The 17,712-nt window shown below is 61.7% G+C and carries 16 protein-coding genes; 6 read left to right on the top strand and 10 right to left on the bottom strand.

Features of this window, described 5'->3' with window-relative positions; genetic code table 11:
• Window positions 1–168: 168 nt before the first annotated feature.
• Window positions 169–1,563, top strand: coding sequence for an aminotransferase-like domain-containing protein (locus AB7951_RS28940; protein ID WP_120287566.1), 1,395 nt, complete (start codon window positions 169–171; stop codon window positions 1,561–1,563).
• Window positions 1,564–1,577: 14 nt separating this feature from the next.
• Here AB7951_RS28940 and AB7951_RS28935 read toward each other — a convergent pair whose 3' ends face one another.
• Window positions 1,578–2,279, bottom strand: coding sequence for a GntR family transcriptional regulator (locus tag AB7951_RS28935; RefSeq protein ID WP_120287567.1), 702 nt, complete (start codon window positions 2,277–2,279; stop codon window positions 1,578–1,580).
• 165 nt (window positions 2,280–2,444) lie between these two features.
• Here AB7951_RS28935 and AB7951_RS28930 point away from each other — a divergent pair, with 165 nt between their 5' ends.
• The 4 genes from AB7951_RS28930 to AB7951_RS28915 are packed head-to-tail and all read left to right on the top strand — an operon-like array spanning window position 2,445 to window position 6,582.
• Window positions 2,445–3,299 carry an ABC transporter ATP-binding protein gene (locus tag AB7951_RS28930; RefSeq protein WP_120287568.1) on the top strand — a complete coding sequence of 285 codons (855 nt, stop codon included), beginning with the start codon at window positions 2,445–2,447 and terminating at the stop codon, window positions 3,297–3,299.
• A gap of 3 nt (window positions 3,300–3,302) precedes the next feature.
• Complete coding sequence (locus AB7951_RS28925; RefSeq protein ID WP_120287569.1) at window positions 3,303–4,076, top strand: ABC transporter permease; 774 nt, start codon at window positions 3,303–3,305, stop codon at window positions 4,074–4,076.
• A gap of 27 nt (window positions 4,077–4,103) precedes the next feature.
• A complete protein-coding gene (locus AB7951_RS28920) occupies window positions 4,104–5,129 on the top strand; it encodes an ABC transporter substrate-binding protein (protein WP_120287570.1) in 1,026 nt (341 codons plus the stop codon).
• Window positions 5,130–5,142: 13 nt separating this feature from the next.
• Complete coding sequence (locus AB7951_RS28915; RefSeq protein WP_120287571.1) at window positions 5,143–6,582, top strand: amidohydrolase family protein; 1,440 nt, start codon at window positions 5,143–5,145, stop codon at window positions 6,580–6,582.
• A gap of 39 nt (window positions 6,583–6,621) precedes the next feature.
• Here the strand turns inward: AB7951_RS28915 and AB7951_RS28910 are convergent, their stop codons facing one another.
• The 7 genes from AB7951_RS28910 to cyoA form a co-directional block, all read right to left on the bottom strand.
• Entirely contained in the window at window positions 6,622–7,155 is a 534-nt protein-coding gene (locus tag AB7951_RS28910; protein WP_120287572.1) for a response regulator transcription factor, read from the bottom strand.
• Window positions 7,145–8,518, bottom strand: a complete 1,374-nt coding sequence (locus tag AB7951_RS28905; protein ID WP_439062025.1) for an ATP-binding protein — start codon at window positions 8,516–8,518, stop codon at window positions 7,145–7,147. Before AB7951_RS28905 ends, AB7951_RS28910 begins: the two co-directional genes overlap by 11 nt.
• A gap of 72 nt (window positions 8,519–8,590) precedes the next feature.
• Complete coding sequence (locus AB7951_RS28900) at window positions 8,591–9,424, bottom strand: SURF1 family protein (protein ID WP_120287574.1); 834 nt, start codon at window positions 9,422–9,424, stop codon at window positions 8,591–8,593.
• Window positions 9,424–9,813: a cytochrome o ubiquinol oxidase subunit IV gene (gene cyoD, locus AB7951_RS28895; RefSeq protein WP_093757703.1), complete on the bottom strand. Its 390-nt coding sequence runs from the start codon at window positions 9,811–9,813 to the stop codon at window positions 9,424–9,426. The genes AB7951_RS28900 and cyoD overlap by 1 nt, the downstream gene beginning before the upstream one ends.
• A complete protein-coding gene (cyoC, locus tag AB7951_RS28890) occupies window positions 9,810–10,442 on the bottom strand; it encodes a cytochrome o ubiquinol oxidase subunit III (protein WP_089263389.1) in 633 nt (210 codons plus the stop codon). Before cyoC ends, cyoD begins: the two co-directional genes overlap by 4 nt.
• A complete protein-coding gene (gene cyoB, locus AB7951_RS28885; protein ID WP_120287575.1) occupies window positions 10,439–12,463 on the bottom strand; it encodes a cytochrome o ubiquinol oxidase subunit I in 2,025 nt (674 codons plus the stop codon). Before cyoB ends, cyoC begins: the two co-directional genes overlap by 4 nt.
• A gap of 14 nt (window positions 12,464–12,477) precedes the next feature.
• Window positions 12,478–13,644, bottom strand: coding sequence for a ubiquinol oxidase subunit II (gene cyoA / locus AB7951_RS28880; RefSeq protein WP_244628684.1), 1,167 nt, complete (start codon window positions 13,642–13,644; stop codon window positions 12,478–12,480).
• A gap of 177 nt (window positions 13,645–13,821) precedes the next feature.
• Here cyoA and AB7951_RS28875 point away from each other — a divergent pair, with 177 nt between their 5' ends.
• Window positions 13,822–15,156: an MFS transporter gene (locus AB7951_RS28875; protein WP_120287577.1), complete on the top strand. Its 1,335-nt coding sequence runs from the start codon at window positions 13,822–13,824 to the stop codon at window positions 15,154–15,156.
• 101 nt (window positions 15,157–15,257) lie between these two features.
• On the opposite strand, the gene ccoS is transcribed toward AB7951_RS28875, so the two are convergent.
• Together ccoS and AB7951_RS28865 are read right to left on the bottom strand one after the other, a co-directional pair.
• Window positions 15,258–15,413: a cbb3-type cytochrome oxidase assembly protein CcoS gene (ccoS, locus tag AB7951_RS28870; RefSeq protein WP_089263381.1), complete on the bottom strand. Its 156-nt coding sequence runs from the start codon at window positions 15,411–15,413 to the stop codon at window positions 15,258–15,260.
• On the bottom strand, window positions 15,410–17,674 hold the full coding sequence (locus AB7951_RS28865) for a cation-translocating P-type ATPase (RefSeq protein ID WP_120287578.1): 2,265 nt from the start codon (window positions 17,672–17,674) through the stop codon (window positions 15,410–15,412). Before AB7951_RS28865 ends, ccoS begins: the two co-directional genes overlap by 4 nt.
• Window positions 17,675–17,712: the final 38 nt, after the last annotated feature.

The raw sequence follows: 17,712 nt of genomic DNA, 5'->3' as shown, positions 1-17,712 counted from the left end.
CGATATGACCTCTCTATTCGCGGATGCAGCATTCTTCCGCGCAAATGGAGTGCAGACCAGGTCCATCTGCGCGAAGACATGAGACTGGACGATTGAATTCAATCTTGTCGCTCTTGGAGAAAGGTACGGTTCCGATGGACCGTCCAGCACTGCACCTGGAGGCATTGCTTGACCGCTTCTCGTGAGCCGTCCGACCGCAGCACAACGCTGGCCGAGACTTTGGCCGGCCGGTTGCGTGTGCAAATCCTCTCCGGCGCATTGCCGGAAGGCAACCGCCTGCCCTCGATCAGAAAAGCCGCCGGGGAATTTGGCGTGTCGAAGAACACCGTGGTCGAAGCCTATGACCGACTGGTGCTTGGCAATCTCGTCGCAGCAAAGGCAGGCTCCGGTTTCGTGGTCATCTATCGCGGCGATGATGGCGGGCGACCGAAACACGTGAGCGAAGCCGTCGACATCGCATCGCTGCTAAGTGCCCAGCTCTCGCAGAATTTCGAGATCCGCGTCGGCGACGGACGGCCGCCGGCTTCGTGGACGGAGCAATCGGAGATCAAGCGCCATCTGAGCGGGACCGGACGGATCCTGCCGGCCGCCGCTGACGCCTATGGCTCCGCGCTCGGATTCCTGCCGCTCCGACAACAGATCGCATTGCGGCTACAGGCCCAGCAAATCGCGGTGACGGAAGACGGGCTTCTGCTCACATTCGGAGCCAATCACGCGCTCGACCTGATCATCCGCGCGATGCTGTCGCCTGGCGATACAGTGCTGGTGGACGAGCCCGGCTATTATCCTCTGTTCGCAAAGCTCACGCTGGCGCAGGTTCGCATCGTCGGCGTTCGCCGCCTGGCGGATGGGCCGGATGTCAACGACCTCGCCGCAAAGATCCAGTCGGAGCGGCCGAAGCTGTTTTTCACGCAGTCGCTTGGCCACAATCCGACCGGAGGATCGATCACGCTGCCCGTGGCGCATGCGGTGCTTCAGACGGCGATGCGATCGAACCTCGTGATCGTCGAGGACGACCCGTTTGCCGATCTGCCGATGGCGGTGAACAGCCGGCTGGCGACGCTCGATCAGCTGAACAATGTGATCTCGATCGGGACCTTTTCGAAGACGCTGTCGGCAAGCCTGCGATCGGGCTTCATCGCGGCCCGCAGCGACCGCATCGCGACGCTGGCCGAACTGAAGATGCTCACCACCGTCAACAGTTCCGGCCATGTGGAGCGGCTGCTGCACCGGCTGCTCGCGGACGGCCACTATGAACGGCACCTGAAGCGGCTGGGACAGCGGAGTGAAGCCGCCATGGGCCAGGTGCGCGCCAATCTCGTGCGCGGCGGACATCAGCTCTATGCCGACGCACGCACGGGCTATTACCTGTATCTGCTGCTGCCGGACGGAATCGACGATATGGCGCTGGCGCGCGAAGGCGCGAAGGACAGCATCTTCATCGCGCCGGGAAGCCTGTTCTGCCTCGACAAGAACAGTCCGCTAGCACGGGCGATCAGGATCAATGTGTCGCGGGCGGACAATCCAAAATTCTACGAATTTCTGCTGCGCCGGTTGCAATAGACGCCACGACGCCTTCAGGTCGCTTCCTCGGTATAGGGGGCCAGTACGTCGAGCAGATCCCGGCCCCGCGCCGGGGTCGGCTCCACCAGCGCGCGGTTGGCGACCGAGTCCAGATGCGAATGCATCAGCGACATCGCCTTGTTGGCATCGCCTTCCTGCAGCGCTTCGATGATCGCTATGTGCTCGCTGATGCCACATTCCGATGAATGCGGCCGGCTGAACAGCGACAGTGTCAGACAGCAGCGATAGGCGATCTCGCTGACATAGCGAACCAGCACCGGACTGTTGGTCATCGACGCCAGCATGATGTGAAATTCAGTCGCCAGGCGAATGGACACGGCGTTCGGCCCGTCATGCGCCTCGCGCTCCGCTTCGACATGCGCCTTGAGGCGCGCGATCTGACTGCTGCTGAGCTTGCCGGCGATCTTGCGGACGATCAGCCGCTCGAGATCCATCCGGATGTCGAAGATGTCGCGCGCGTCCTGCCAGCTCGGCGTCACGACCACAGCGATGCGGTTACGTCGCAGCTCCACAAGCCCCTCGGACGCCAGTTGCCCGAGTGCATAGCGCGCAATGGTGCGGCTAACGCCGAAGCGCTCACCCAGGGAGTCCTCGGGAAGCTTGGCGCCGGGTTCCAGAGCCTGCTCGATGATCGCCCGCCGCAGCGCGCGGCAGATCACCCCAACCTTGTCTTTTGAATTCGGCGCTTCTGGCATTCAGATCGAACCTGTCGCGATTTGGGCATTCCGGGCCGTGCCCGAAGTGCATGCAATCGAGGAGAGTGACTGCCCAATAATTCCGCATGGAATGGCGAGCAAACGTAAAATGACAACGTTTCGCCCCGGACTCAAGTGGCACCCCAATTGCATGCACTTATAGTTATGACAAGTATGCAAGACATGGGGGCCGCAGGAGCCCAGCGCAGGCCGACCGCGATCGAATTGTCGGCCACCTCGGTGACCTTCGGCCGCGGCCCGACCGCCACGCCGGCACTCGCCGAGACCAACCTTAGCATTCCCGACGGCGAATTCCTCGCCCTTGTCGGCCCCTCCGGCTGCGGCAAGTCGACGATCCTCAAGCTCGTCAGTAATCTGCTCCGCCCCACTACCGGCGTCGTCATCGTCGGCGGGCGTGAGGTCGCCGCCAAGGCGTTGCGGATTGGGATGGCGTTCCAGAACCCGACCATGCTGCCCTGGCTGACCATCGAGCGGAACATCATGCTTCCGCTCAAGATCGTCGAGCCGTTCCGGTCCGAGTATCGGCAGAAGCGCACAGGCGAATTTCGCGACAAGGCCCATGCATTGCTGGCCCAGGTCGGCCTCAAGGATTTCGGCAACAAATATCCCTGGCAGTTGTCCGGCGGCATGCTGCAGCGGGCCAATCTGTGCCGCGCGCTGATCCATGAGCCGCGCATGTTGCTGCTCGACGAGCCGTTCGGCGCGCTCGACCAGTTCACCAAGGAAGAACTCTGGTCGATCCTGCAGAGCCTCTGGCTGCAACACAAACCGACGGTGCTGCTGGTCACGCATGACCTCCGCGAAGCCGGCTTCCTGGCCAGTCGCATCTGCGTGATGAGCGCACGACCGGGCCGCATCCTCGACGACAGGCCGGTGGATTTCCCACGGCCGCGCACCATCCCCATGACTTTCGAGCCTGATTTCGTCGCACTCAATCAGCGCCTGCGTGAACTCATCGTCAACGCCCGGAGCAGCGCTCCCGAAGCGCAGGAGGCATAAGTCATGAGTGTAGGCCTGCGTCAAAAACTCTGGTCGTTCGGACTGATCGTCGTCTTCTTCGTCGGATGGCAATTATTTTGCGCCATGTCGGGCGTGTCGGATCTGGTTCTTCCGCGTCCGACGGAAATCATTGCGACGCTAATCGCGCGCTTCCCGATCCTGTGGCCGCATATTCTACAGACCCTCGGCACGACCATGGCCGGCTTCGTGCTTGGTGTCGGCCTCGGCGTGGTGCTGGGCGCGGTCATCGGCGTCTCGAAAGTCGCCTATGATACCGCCTATCCGCTGCTAGTCGGCTTCTCGTCGATCCCTAAAGTCGCCGTCGTGCCGATTTTCGTGCTGTGGTTCGGCTCGGGCTCCGTGCCTGCGATTCTTACCGCGCTGTCGATCTGCTTCTTCCCCATCGTCGTCAATATCGCGACCGGCCTCGCGACCACCGAACCCGAGCTGGAAGACGTGCTGAAGGCACTCGGTGCAAGCAAGATGGACATTCTCTGGAATGTCGGCCTGCCGCGCACCATGCCGTTCTTCTTCGCCTCACTGAAAGTCGCCGTCAGCTACGCCTTTGTCGGTGCCGTTCTGGCCGAGACCGTCGCGTCGAATCGCGGCATCGGCAATGTGATGATGAGCGCATCGTCGAATTTCAACGTCCCGCTGGTGTTCGCCTGCCTGTTCATTCTCGCGATCCTCGGCGTGGCGCTCTACGTCATTTTCTCTCTGATCGAGGCGCGCGTGACCGGTTGGGCCACACGCAAGAATGATCTCGTCGCAACCTAATCCACCCACATCAACCAGGAGAACGTCATGTTGAAAAGATTGACCGCCCTCGCAGTCGGCAGTGTCCTGCTTACAGGCTCCGCCTTCGCTCAGGAGACGACCATCAAGTTCACGCTGGGCTGGAAAACCCAGGGCAGTGACGCGGCGTTCTTCTATGCGAAAGACAAAGGCTACTTCAAGGAAGAGGGTCTGAACGTTGTCATCGATCAGGGCGAAGGCTCGGGCGCAACAGTGACCCGCATCATGTCCGGCGCCTGGGATGCCGGCTTCGGCGACGTCAATGCCATCATCCAGAACTCATCGACGCGTCCGCAGGATGCGCCAGTGATGGTCTATATGATGTGGAACCAGCCGCCCTTCTCGATCGTCACCAAGAACACCAGTGGCATCAAGACGATCAAGGATTTCGAAGGACACACGCTGGGCGGCGCGCAGGGCACGCCGACGACCCGTCTCCTTCCCGTCTTCATCCAGAAGAATGGTCTCGCAGCCGACAAGATCAAGGTCACCAATATGGCTCCCAATCTGCAGGAGCCGATGCTGATCAAGGGCGATATCGACGCCGCGCTGGTGTTCAACATCACCAGCTACTTCAACCTCGTCCTGAACCGTCAGGATCCGGAAAAGGACTACAAGTGGTTCTCGTTCGGTGAATTCGGTCTCGATCTGTATTCGAACGGCGTGATGGTATCGCAGAAGCTGCTGGCGTCGAATCCGAAGGCCGTTGCTGGCCTCGTCCGTGCCATCAACAAGGCCAACATCGCCGTCGCCAAGGATCAGAACGCCGGCATGGCGTCAGTCGTCGCCTTCGACAATCTGGTCGATGTTCCCGTCGAGAAGCGCCGCCTGCAATATTCCTTCGACAAGCTGATGGTCTCGCCCGAGATGAAAGAAATCGGCGTCGGCGACATCAAGGATGACCGCATGACCCGTGCCATCGGCATGGTCGTCGAAGGTTACGACCTGAAGCGCACCCCGACCCCGAAGGAAGTATTCTCCCGCGAATTCCTGCCGGCGCGCGGAGATCGCGAACTGGTCTATACGGCGAACTAAGGCTTGCACGCGGATGAACGGGATCCTGTCTGCGACGAATATCTTCACCGGCACAGATCGAGGCCTCGTGCCTCAGGCCAGCATCCATTATGCGGATGGCCTGATCACGAGCGTCTCGGCCGGCGCGCATATTTCGCCGCAGACAAACCACCTGATTATCCCCGCACTGGTCAACGCCCACGACCACGCCCGGCCGTCCATGACATCCTTCGGCGCATCGAACATGCCCTTGGAATCGTGGATCGCACGCTCAGCCTTCGGCACGCCGCCCGATCCCTATCTCGTCGCCGCTGTCTCGCTTGCCCGTTCGGCGCGCGTAGGCTGCGGCGGCGCGATGATTCATTATACCCGGCCGAGCGGCAAGATGCCGATCGTCGATGAGTCGATCGCAATCGCAAAGGCCGCGAGCGATGTCGGCATCCGGCTGGCCTTCGCGCTGGCCGTACGCGACCAGAACCCGATCGTCTATGGCGATAGCGCCGACGTGCTTGCCGTATTGCCTGAGGACGATCGCAGCACGATCCAGGACATGTTCATTCGTCCGAGCCCGACACCATCCGAATATCTCGACCGTGTCGAAGCCATTCATGCAGCCATCGCTGGTCCGATGATCGATGTGCAATACGGTCCGGCCGGCGTCCAGTGGTGCTCGCCTGCGCTGCTCGAAGCCATCGCCGAGCACTCCGCGGCGACCGGCCGGCGCGTGCACATGCATCTGCTCGAGACGATTTATCAGCGGCAATGGGCCGACCGCGCTTTTCCGAGCGGCATTGTGCGCTACCTTAAAGATATCGGCCTGCTGTCCAACCGCCTGACACTGGCGCATTGCATCCATACCCGGCCGGACGAACTCGACATGATCGCCGAGTCCGGCGCGACCATCGTGACGAATTTCAGCTCCAATCTGCATCTGCATTCCGGTCTTGCACCCATTGCCGATGCACATCGCCGCGGCTGCCGGATCGCCGTGGGCATCGACGGCGTTGCCCTCGACGAGGACGATGATGCGATCCGCGAAATGCGTCTCGTGCAGATGGCGCATGACGGCCTCGGCTTCGACCGCACATGGGGCCGTGCGGAGTTTCTCGCGCTTGCCATCCGCAATGGCCGCAGATCGATCGGCGCCCCCGGCCCGGGCACGCTCGCCGCCGGAGAAGCCGCAGATTTCGTGACACTCGATATCGGCCAGCTCGACCGCGATGCCATCATGCCGGTCGATCCGATCGACATGCTGTTTGCCCGCGGCAACAGCAGCTGCATTCGCGATGTCGTGGTCGACGGGCGTACCATCAGCCGCGATGGCAAGCCGACCGGCGTCGACCTGGAGGCCATGGAGACCGAGTTGCGCGGGCTCTATCGCAAGAGCGTGCCCCAGTTCAAGGCGTTTGAACGCGCTTGGGCACCGTTCGAAAGCGCCGTGTCGCACTGGTTCCGGCAACAGGGGTGTTGCTAGCAGCGGGGCCGCTGCTAGCTCACCAAACCTTCAGCGGCTTCAGTTCACCTGACGTTTTTCCAGCTTTCGTGCCAACGTGCGGCGATGCATGCCGAGGCGGCGCGCCGTCTCCGAAATGTTGAAATCGCTCTCCACCAGCGTCTGGTGGATGCGTTCCCATTCCAGCGTCTTGATCGAGGTCGGACGTTCCGTGAGGGCCACTTGCACGTCGCCGGTCGCCTTCTGGAACGCTTCCTCGATATCGTCGGTGTTCGAAGGTTTGGCGAGGTAATGACACGCGCCGAGCTTGATCGCCTCCACCGCCGTGGCAATGCTGGCATAGCCGGTGAGCACTACGATCAGCATCTCAGGGCTCAGCGCATGCAACGCCTCGACACAAGCCAGGCCCGAGGCTCCGCCGAGCTTGAGATCGACCACCGCATAGCCCGGCACCTTGTCGCCGAGCACCTCGGTCAAGGTCTCGAAGCCCTCGGAATGCAGCACGGTGTAACCGCGACGCTCGAACGATCGCTTCAGCGTGCGCGCGAAACCCTCGTCATCCTCGACAATGATCAGCAGACGTTCACCCGACATGTTTGCGCGCTCCAATCGCGAGGGCGGATAGTGGTAGCGACAACATCACGAGGGCACCGCCCACAGGACGATTCTCCGCCACCACTGCGCCGCCCAGCTTGCGGACGGCATTGACCACCAGAAACAGACCGAGCCCGCGCCCGGACTGGCCCTTGCTTGAATTATATGGCTTGCCGAAATTCGCCAGCATCTCCTTGGCGAAACCCGGCCCCATGTCGCTGACCTTCAGCACCAGCGAATCGCCATCGCGCTCGATAGCGAGGCGCACCCAGAGCGGCGATACCTCGTTGGCGTTATCGAGCACGTTGAAAATCATCTGCTTCAACGCCGAGTCCGACACGATCGGCATGTCCTCGCCGAACCGATTCTCATAGACCAGCGTGTTGATCGAGCGCGCGCCGCGCCAGTCCTCGACCAGTTCGCCGAAGAAACCATTGACGGTCGTCACAACCGGCGCCTCGCCGCGCATGTCGCCCGCTGACATGAGAATTCCAGTGACGATCGACTTGCAGCGCTGCACATCGGCCTGCATCTCGCTGATCTCTTCCATCAGCTCCGGGTTGCCTGCAAGTTCCGGCATCCGACGCCAGTCACTGAGGATCACCGACAGTGAGGCCAGCGGCGTACCGAGTTCATGCGCGGCGCCGGAAGCGAGCAGGCCCATGCGCACAATATGATCTTCCTCCGCGGCCTGCTGACGCAGCGCTGCTAGACCCTCGTCGCGCTCGCGCAGGTTTTCTGCAATGCGCGTCATGAAAACGACGATCAGCGCCGCGTCGAGCACGAAGCAGATCAACATGCCGATAATGTGCAGCTCGAACAGATCGTCGCGCAGCGCTTCCGGTAGCGCCAGCGGGCGATGAAATACAATCAGTCCGGCGAAGCACAGACAGGCAACAACAACAACGACCCAGGTCGAGCGGCCGTTCAGCAACATCGCCCCGAGCGTAACCTGCAGGAGATAGAGCGATATGAATGGATTTGTGGCACCGCCGCTCAAATAAAGCTGGGCGGTCAGCGCCGCGACGTCGAGCAGCAAAAGCAGGAGCAGTTCGCGGTCACGCGCGTCGGTCTGCTGGCGCAGCCACTCCTGGCTGATGACGTTCAGGAATACTGAGCCGCACAGCACCATGACCATGGCCATCAGCGGTAGCGAAATGCCCATCACCAGATGCACGAAGCCGATGGTCAGAACCTGCCCGACCACTGCGATCCAGCGCAACTGGATCAGCAGATTGATGTTCTTGATATTGGTGGTCTCGTCGAGCGGCAGAGCCGTGACCGCAACGGGTGTGGTGACACCCGTCGCGTCGACTGGTGACGCGGCAACCGCACTGACGCCAGTGACGTCTGGTGCGCCCACCTTGCTCTCTGCTCCCAAACCCGGCATCTCGCCCCGTCAGCTTGATCGGCCAGCCTCAATCGGACCGGCGCATCATCCAAGACGTCTTACGCGAGGTAGTGATTTTTTCCGAATCCGCCACTCGTCGCGAGCGACGAACAGGGCACCGCCGGCCAGCATCAAACCGAGGCCGAACCAGCTGATGGCATAGACCACGTGGTTGTTCGGGAAGGCGATCACGGTCAGGCCACCATGGGGCTGCCCCGGCGCGTCCAGCGCGGCATTGGCATCGATGAAATAGGGTGCGACAGCGCCGAGCTTCTGGCTGGCGGCAATCGCCTCGACGTCGCGGGAATACCAGCGCTGGGCGGCAGGATCATTGGAGCGCAGGAACCCGCCTTTCGGCTCGGTGATGCGCAACAGGCCCATCACCGACACCGGCGTCGCAGGCGCCGCGAATGCGCCGGCTTTGCGCTCATCCGCGCTGATGAAACCCCGGTTCACCAGCACAGTGTATCCGGCCTCGGCGCGCAGCGGCGTCAGCACCCAGAAACCGGCGCCGAGATCCGAGACAGCCTGCACCGGAGTATCGGCGCCCGGCACGAACCGGCCGGTGACGCTGACGCGACGATATTCATCGTCATTGCGATTGATCGCAGGCCACGCCGCAGGCCCGGGTGCAGCTTCGGGCGCGGCGTGGCTGCGCTGATCGACACGTGCGATCAGATCCAGTTTCCAGGCGCGGCGTTCGACCTGCCAGATGCCCAGGGCGGTCAATCCCGCGATACCGAGCAGTGCCAGCAGGCCCAGCACCGTGAGGGTTGTCGCGCTACGTGGCGACCGCCCGGATTCCGTTTTCGATTCAGACGACTCCTGTCTGGCCGGGCGGCCTACGACGATCCCGTCGTTGGCGCGCGCCGTGGCCATCAGGGCATATTCCTCATGTCGTGAACCGGCATCATGTTGACGTTGAGGTGGTACATCACCCAGAGCGAACCGCTCAGCGCAATCACGACGATGATGATCGTGAAGATCAGCGCCATCATGGTCCAGCCGGCATCCGACGTCGTGTTCATGTGCAGGAAGTAGACCATGTGAACCACGATCTGCACCACAGCGAACGCAACGACGATCGCGATGGTCCAGTTCTTGTTCTCGATCGCGCCCGTCATCACCAGCCAGAATGGAATGGCGGTAAGGATGACCGAGAGGACGAAGCCAGTCATATACGACTTGAACGAACCATGGTCGCGGCCGTCATCGTGGCCGTGGTCATCGTGACCATGTCCGTGCGCGGCATGTGCATCGGCGCTCATCGCAGCACTCCCAGCAGATAAACAAAGGTGAAGACGCCGATCCAGACGACGTCGAGGAAATGCCAGAACATGCTCAGGCACATCAACCGCCGCTGGTTCGCCTCGATCAGGCCGAAACGGGCGACCTGCACCATCAGCGTGACCAGCCAGATGATGCCGAAGGTGACGTGCAGACCGTGGGTGCCGACCAGCGTGAAGAACGACGACAGGAAGGCGCTCCGCCAGGGGCCAGCACCTTCGTGGATCATGTGATGGAACTCATAGAGTTCGATGCACAGGAAGGCCAGACCGAACAGGCCGGTGATGCCGAGCCACATTTGGGTCGACTTCACTCTGCCCTTCATCATCTCCAGCATCGCAAAGCCGTAGGTGATCGACGAGAACAGCAGCATCGCGGTATTGAGCGCGACAAGCTTGAGGTCAAACAGATCCTTCGGCCCCGGCCCCGCGGCATAGCTACCGCCGAGCACGCCGAAGGTAGCAAACAGCATCGCGAAGATGAGGCAATCGCTCATCAGGTAGAGCCAGAAGCCCAGCATGGTGCTGGAACCGGCCGGATGATCGTGTTCATCGACGACGTAGAAGACCGGCACTTCAGTGCCGTTTATTGTTTGGGTCGGTACGTTCATGACGCGGCCTGCACTGCGAGAAGTTTCGTACGCTCGCCTTCGGTACGGATGACGTCCTCCAACGGAATGTGGAAGTCACGGTTGTAGTTGAAGGTATGGAAGATCGCGACGCCGACGATGGCAACGAAGCTCAGGGCCGCGAGCCACCACATGTACCAGATCAGGGCGAAGCCCATCGCCGTGGCCAGGATCGAGAGGATCACGCCGGTGCCGGTGTTCTTCGGCATATGGATCGGCCTGAAGCCCTCCAGCGGGCGCGTATAACCGCGGCGCTTCATGTCCCACCACGAGTCATTGTCGTGAATGACCGGGGTGAAAGCGAAGTTGTAATCCGGCGGCGGCGACGACGTTGCCCATTCCAGCGTGCGCCCGTTCCAGGGATCGCCCGTGGTATCGCGCAGCTTCTTGCGATTCCAGATGCTGACGACGATCTGGACGAGGAAAGCACCGATGCCGATCGCGATCAGAACCGCACCGAAGGCGGCGATGACGAACCAGATCTGCAGCGACGGATCGTCGAAGGTGCGCAGGCGGCGGGTGACGCCCATCAGACCAAGCACATAGAGCGGCATGAAGGCGAAGTAAAAGCCGAGGACCCAGCCCCAGAACGAGACTTTGCCCCAGAACTGATCGAGCTTGAAGCCGAAGGCCTTCGGGAACCAGAAGTTGATGGCAGCGAAGATGCCGAACACCACGCCACCGATGATCACGTTGTGGAAGTGAGCGATCAGGAACAGGCTGTTATGCAGGACGAAGTCGGCCGGCGGTACTGCGAGCAGAACGCCGGTCATGCCGCCGATCACGAAGGTCAGCATGAAGGCAATCGTCCACATCATCGGCAGTTCGAACCGGATGCGGCCGCGATACATTGTGAACAGCCAGTTGAATATCTTCGCGCCCGTCGGGATCGAGATGATCATCGTCGTGATGCCGAAGAAGGAATTCACGCTGGCGCCCGAGCCCATGGTGAAGAAGTGATGCAACCAGACCAGATAGGACAAGATCGTGATGACCAGCGTGGCGTAGACCATCGAGGTGTAGCCAAACAGCTTCTTGCCCGAGAAGGTCGAGGTCACTTCCGAGAACACGCCGAACAGCGGCAGGATCAGGATGTAAACCTCCGGATGGCCCCAGATCCAGATCAGGTTCACATACATCATCGGGTTGCCGCCGAGATCGTTCGTGAAGAAGTTGGTCCCGACGTAACGATCCAGCGAGAGCAGCGCGAGCACGGCGGTCAGGATCGGGAAGGACGCGACGATCAGGACGTTGGTGCAGAGCGAGGTCCAGGTGAAGATCGGCATCTTCATCATGGTCATGCCCGGCGCACGCATCTTCACGATGGTCGCAATCAGGTTGATGCCCGACAGCGTCGTGCCAACGCCGGCCACCTGCAGCGCCCAGATATAGTAGTCGACGCCGACATCCGGACTGTAGCCGATGTTCGATAGCGGCGGATAAGCCAGCCAGCCGGTCTTGGCGAACTCACCGACGAACAGCGACATCATGACAAGGATGGCGCCACCGGTGGTCATCCAGAAGCTGAAATTGTTCAGGAACGGGAACGACACGTCGCGCGCACCGATCTGCAGCGGCACGATGTAGTTCATCAGGCCGGTGACCAGCGGCATCGCGACGAAGAAGATCATGATCACGCCATGCGCCGTGAACACCTGATCGTAGTGATGGGCGGGCAAGAAACCTTCGGAGCCGTTGAAGGCCATGGCTTGCTGGGCGCGCATCATGATCGCGTCGGCGAAACCGCGCAGCAGCATGACGATGCCCAGCACCATATACATGATGCCGATCTTCTTGTGGTCCACGCTGGTGAACCACTCCTTCCAGAGATAGCCCCACAGCTTGAAATAGGTCAGCGCGCCGAGCAGCACGATGCCGCCGAGCGCGACCATCGCGAAAGTCGCGACCAGAATCGGCTCATGATATGGAAACGACTCAAGCGTCAAGCGGCCGAAGATGAACTTCGCAAGCCCGGTATTTGCCAGTGCGGCTGTATCAGACATTTAGATCGACCCGATCAGGTGTTGGAAGCGCGCCGCTCGGCAGGCGGCGGCGCAGGCGTGAAATTGAACGGCGCGGGGGCGGCACCCGGGCGCGCGAGACCGGCACCGGTGACCGGTGTCGGGTCGAGTGGAGTCGTCGTCGAGCGGTGATCGGCTGCTTCGCGTGCGGCCTCGGCAAGGGTACAGACGCTGGCGACGTAGTTCTTCGTCGAGCTTGTGCCGTCGAGCATCGAGATATTGTATTTCAGCGGCAGAATGTTGCGGGCGCTGGCGAGGCCGAGGCCACCCTTCGCATCCATCGCCATCATCTCGCTCATGCACATCTTGCCGGGCTGGGCGCACATGTTGAGGATCGCCTTGTAGAGGTCAGGCGCGACTTCCTTATAGAGACGAACCGGCACATTCTCGCTGGGCTTTTCGAGATCCAGATAGGCCTCGCGGCTCAGCGTCTCGCTGCTCGCCTTAACCTTGGCGATCCAGGCATCGAAGCCGGCCTGGTCGACGCCATGGAACTTGAAGCGCATGCCGGAGAAGCCGGCGCCGCTATAGTTGGCCGAGAAGCCGTCATAAACGCCGGCCTTATTGATGACCGCGTGCAGCTTGGTTTCCATGCCGGGCATCGCATAGATCTGGCCGGCGAGCGCGGGGATATAGAAGGAGTTCATCACCGACGAGGCAGTGATCTTGAAGCGCACTGGACGATCCACAGGCGCAGCCAGCTCATTGACCGTAGCAATGCCGTATTCCGGGTAGAAGAACAGCCACTTCCAGTCGAGCGCGACGACTTCGACCTGCAGCGGTTCAAGAAGGCTCGCAGCGTTCCCGGGTGCAATCCGGTCGAGCCGACGATACGGGTCGAGCAGATGCGTGCTGGACCAGGTCACGGCGCCGAGACAGATGATGATGAGGAGGGGCATCGACCAGATGACCAGCTCGAGATGGGTCGAGTGATCCCAGTCCGGCTCGTATTTCGCGTCAGCATTCGACTGCCGGTATTTCCAGGCGAAAAACACGATCAGGGCCATCACCGGCACGATGATCAGCAGCATCAGGACCGTGGAAATGACCACGAGATCGCGTTGCTGCACTGCGATGTCACCCGCAGGATTCATGACGACGAAATTGCATCCGCCCAGCAAGGCAACCAAGGGCAGCAAAAGGAGTATCCGTAGGCGGCTCAAGGTGTTACCCATTCGATAATGTTCGTTCGCGCGCACGGTTAGGCGCATTTGCTGCAGGGCAACATTGGACAATTTGTCCAATGGCCCGAAGACGCGGTTCGCGACAAATCGTCAACCTCGCGTCGCCCTTTGGCGTCGATTGCATGACCTTCAACACACCACCGACGGATAGAAAAAATGGCGCAGACGTCATCGACGATCGAACGGGACGCACGCCTTCTGCACGCGGATGACCACGGAGCGGTTAACCCGGGCGAGATCGCCATTGGCGTCATCATCGGCCGGACCTCCGAGTTCTTTGACTTCTTCGTCTATGCGATCGCTTCGGTGCTGGTGTTTCCGAAGCTCGTCTTCCCCCATCTCGATCCTCTGACCGGCACTCTCTATTCCTTTGCGATCTTTTCGCTGGCATTCATCGCCCGCCCGATTGGCACGATGATCTTCACGGCCATCGATCGCAGCCAGGGCAAAGGCGCCAAGCTGACCATCGCGCTGTTCCTGCTCGGCGTTGCCACCGTCGCCATCGCCTTCCTGCCCGGTCACGAATCCATCGGCGTCGCATCGGCCTGGCTGCTGGCTGCTGCACGTATCGGCCAGGGCATTTCCTGGGGCGGCACCTGGGACGGTCTTGCTTCGCTGCTGGCGCTGAATGCGCCGGAAGGCAAGAAGGGCTGGTACGCCATGATCCCGCAGCTCGGCGCCCCGATCGGCCTTCTGGTGGCGAGCGCGCTGTTCGCCTTCTTCGTCGACACGCTGTCCGCTGACGACTTTCTCGACTGGGGCTGGCGCTATCCGTTCTTCGTTGCTTTCGCCATCAATGTCGTCGCCCTGTTCGCGCGCCTGCGCATGGTGGTGACGCCGGGCTACACCGAACTCTTCGAAGCCCGCGAACTCGAGCCGTCTTCGATCACCGAGACGATCGCCCAGCAGGGCCGCACCGTTGTTATCGGCGCCTTCGCACCGCTGGCGAGCTTCGCACTGTTCCACATGGTCACAGTATTCCCGCTCTCATGGGTGTTCCTGTTCACCCGCGAAGCACCCGGCCGCTTCCTGATCGTCGAATGTATCGGCGCCGTGTTCGGCATCATCGCCATGATCGTGTCAGGCTATGTCGCCGACAAGGTCGGCCGCCGCACGCTGCTGACCGGTTCGGCGATTGCCATCGCCGTGTTCAGCGGCTTCGCACCGCAGATGCTGGACGGCGGCATCGTCGGCGAACTCGCCTTCATGGTGACCGGCTTCATCCTGCTCGGCCTGTCGCTCGGTCAATCTTCGGGCTCGGTCGCATCGAGCTTCTCGAAGCGCTTCCGCTACACCGGTTCGGCGCTCACCACCGACCTTGCCTGGCTGTTCGGCGCCGGCTTCGCACCATTCGTGGCGCTGGTGATGTCGAGCCGCTTCGGCCTGTCCTCGTCGGGCGTGTATCTGCTGTCGGGCGCGGTCGTGACCCTGCTTGCGATCTCGATCAACCGGCAGTTCGCCAGCCGCGACGCCTCGGCGATCCAGCCGTAAGCAACACTGCCGCTAAAGAAAGAGCCCCGGTTCTGAGCAGAACCGGGGCTCTTTCTTTTTGTTTTGACTCGTTTCCCTGACGCGAACCGGCATCTACTTCGCTAATGCGACAGTGGCACATCATCCTGATGCAGGATGCGTTCGGCGGCGCCCTGCAGATCGTCATACTGGCCTGATTTCAGCGACCACAGGAACGCCGCGAGGCCGCACAGGCCAAGCCCGATGGCGATCGGAATCAGATAGAAATAGTCTGTCATTCCGCCGGCTCCATTCTGACCGCCATTCGCGGCGTTGATGCGCTCGCGTCCTGAGACTTGTCGGACTTGCCGCGGCCACGCAGCCGCAGCGCATTGGCGACAACCACGATGGACGAACCGGACATCGCGATCGCCGCAACCAGCGGCGTGACATGGCCCATGATCGCGATCGGCACCGCAATGAGATTGTAGCCGACTGCCAGCGCGAGATTCTGCCGCACGAGATGCCCTGCCTCGCGCGAGACCGCGATTGCCTGAGACACGGCCGACAGATCCTCGCGCAGGAAGACGAGATCTGCGGCGTTGCGCCCGACGTCGGCGGCCGATGCCGGCGCCATCGACGCATGCGCGGCCATCAGCGCCGGCGTGTCATTGAGACCGTCGCCAACCATCAGCACCTTCTTGCCTGAAGCCGCCAGCTCCACCACATGCGCTGCCTTGCCGCCCGGCAGTACGCCGGCGAAATACGGCACGCCCATGCCGCTCGCAAGCGTGCGCACAGGCGTCTCGCGATCGCCCGAGACAACCTCGACAGCCAGTCCGTCGCGCTTCAGGTCGCCGACCGTTTCAGCCGCACCCGCACGCAACCGGTCCTCGAAGCGGAAATCCGCCACGCATTGTCCATCGCGCGACAACACGACGGAAGAGCCATCGAGATCCATACTGCTGGTATCGGTGAGAGCCCATTCCGGCCGCCCGAGGCGCAGCACGCTGCCGCCGAGACGCGCTTCCATGCCGCAGCCCGGATGTTCGGAGACATCATCGAGCGCAATCGGAGTCGTCGTTGTTAAAACGGCAGCAGCGAGTGCACGCGAATAGGGATGACGTGAGTGCGCGGCGATCGCGCCGGCCAGTGCCAGGGTCGCAGGATCGACGTTGTCGGAATTGACGACGCGGGGATTGCCGAGCGTCAGTGTGCCCGTCTTGTCGAACACCACAGTATCGACCTCGGCGAGGCGCTCCAGCGCGCCGCCGTCCTTGATCATGATGCCGCTCTCAAACAGCCGCCGCGCGGCGACGACCTGCACCATCGGCACGGCAAGACCAAGTGCGCAGGGACAGGTGATGATCAGCACTGCGACCGCAATGGTGATGGCATGGTGCCAGTCGCCTTCGACAAACATCCAGCCCGCCAGCGTGATGGCCGCGGTCAGATGCACCACCGGCGCATAGAGCCCGGCCGCACGATCGGCGATGCGGCGATAGACCGAACGGCCCTGCTCCGCGGCTTCCATCATCCGCAGCATCTCGGCGAGGAACGACTCGTTGGCAGAGGCCATCGCAGTAATCGTCAGCGGTCCCGTCAGATTCAATGTGCCGGCGCGCAGTATCGACCCCGGCAGTGCCGGCTGCGGCACGCTCTCGCCGGTGACCAGCGAAACATCGAGCTCGGACAAACCTTTGGTGACCTGCGAATCGACCGGCACGCGCTCGCCGGCAGCGAGCATGATGGTCATACCCACAGTGATTTCACCGACCGGCAGATAGATCTGCGCACCGTCACTCTGCAGAACCAACGCGCCCCGCGCCGCCAGACGCGCGAGCCCCTTGACTGCAACGCGTGCGCGCTCACGCATCATGTGATCGAGCGTGCGGCCAATCAGCAGGAAGAACAGCAGCGACACCGACGCATCGAAATAGGCATGCGGCCCATGGATCGCGGTCTCGTACAGGCTCATGCCGAAGGCCAGCAACACGCCGAGCGAGATTGGCACATCCATATTGGTGCGACCGTGACGCAGTGCCTGCCAGGCCGAGCGAAAGAATACCCGGCCGGAATAGATCAGCGTCGGCAGCGCGATCAGCGCAGAGATACCGTGGAACAGATCGCGTGTCGCGGGCTCGGCACCGGACCACACCGACACCGACAGCAGCATGATATTGCTCGCCGCAAAGCCCGACACCGCGAGCGCACGGATCAGTTCCGACAGCATCGTATCCGTGGCATCGCCATCGACTTCGAACAGATGCGCTTCATAGCCGACATTGCGCAGCGTTTCGATGAAAGGCGGCGGTGCGACATCGGCGCGCCATTTGATGGTGACGCGCTTGGTCGAGAGATTCACCCGCGCCCATGTCACGCCGTCAAGCGCGCCAAGCGCTTGTTCGACCGTGCGGATACATGCGCCGCAGTGAACGTCCGGCACCGAGAGATCGGTCTGCCTCAAACCGCCGGCAATGGTCCGGCTGACCAACAACACTTCGCGCGGATCCGGCGCCGCCAGAACAGCCAATTCTGCTCCTGAGCCACAGCAACTCATCGGAGACCTCGTTTCTCACTTCGCGCATGATCCTTTCG

It is taken from the genome of Tardiphaga sp. 285_C5_N1_2 (genome assembly GCF_052076065.1).
Classification (GTDB): Bacteria; Pseudomonadota; Alphaproteobacteria; order Rhizobiales; family Xanthobacteraceae; genus Tardiphaga; species Tardiphaga robiniae.
Note: the sequence above shows the minus strand (reverse complement) of the source record. Positions and strands in the feature narration are given on the sequence as shown.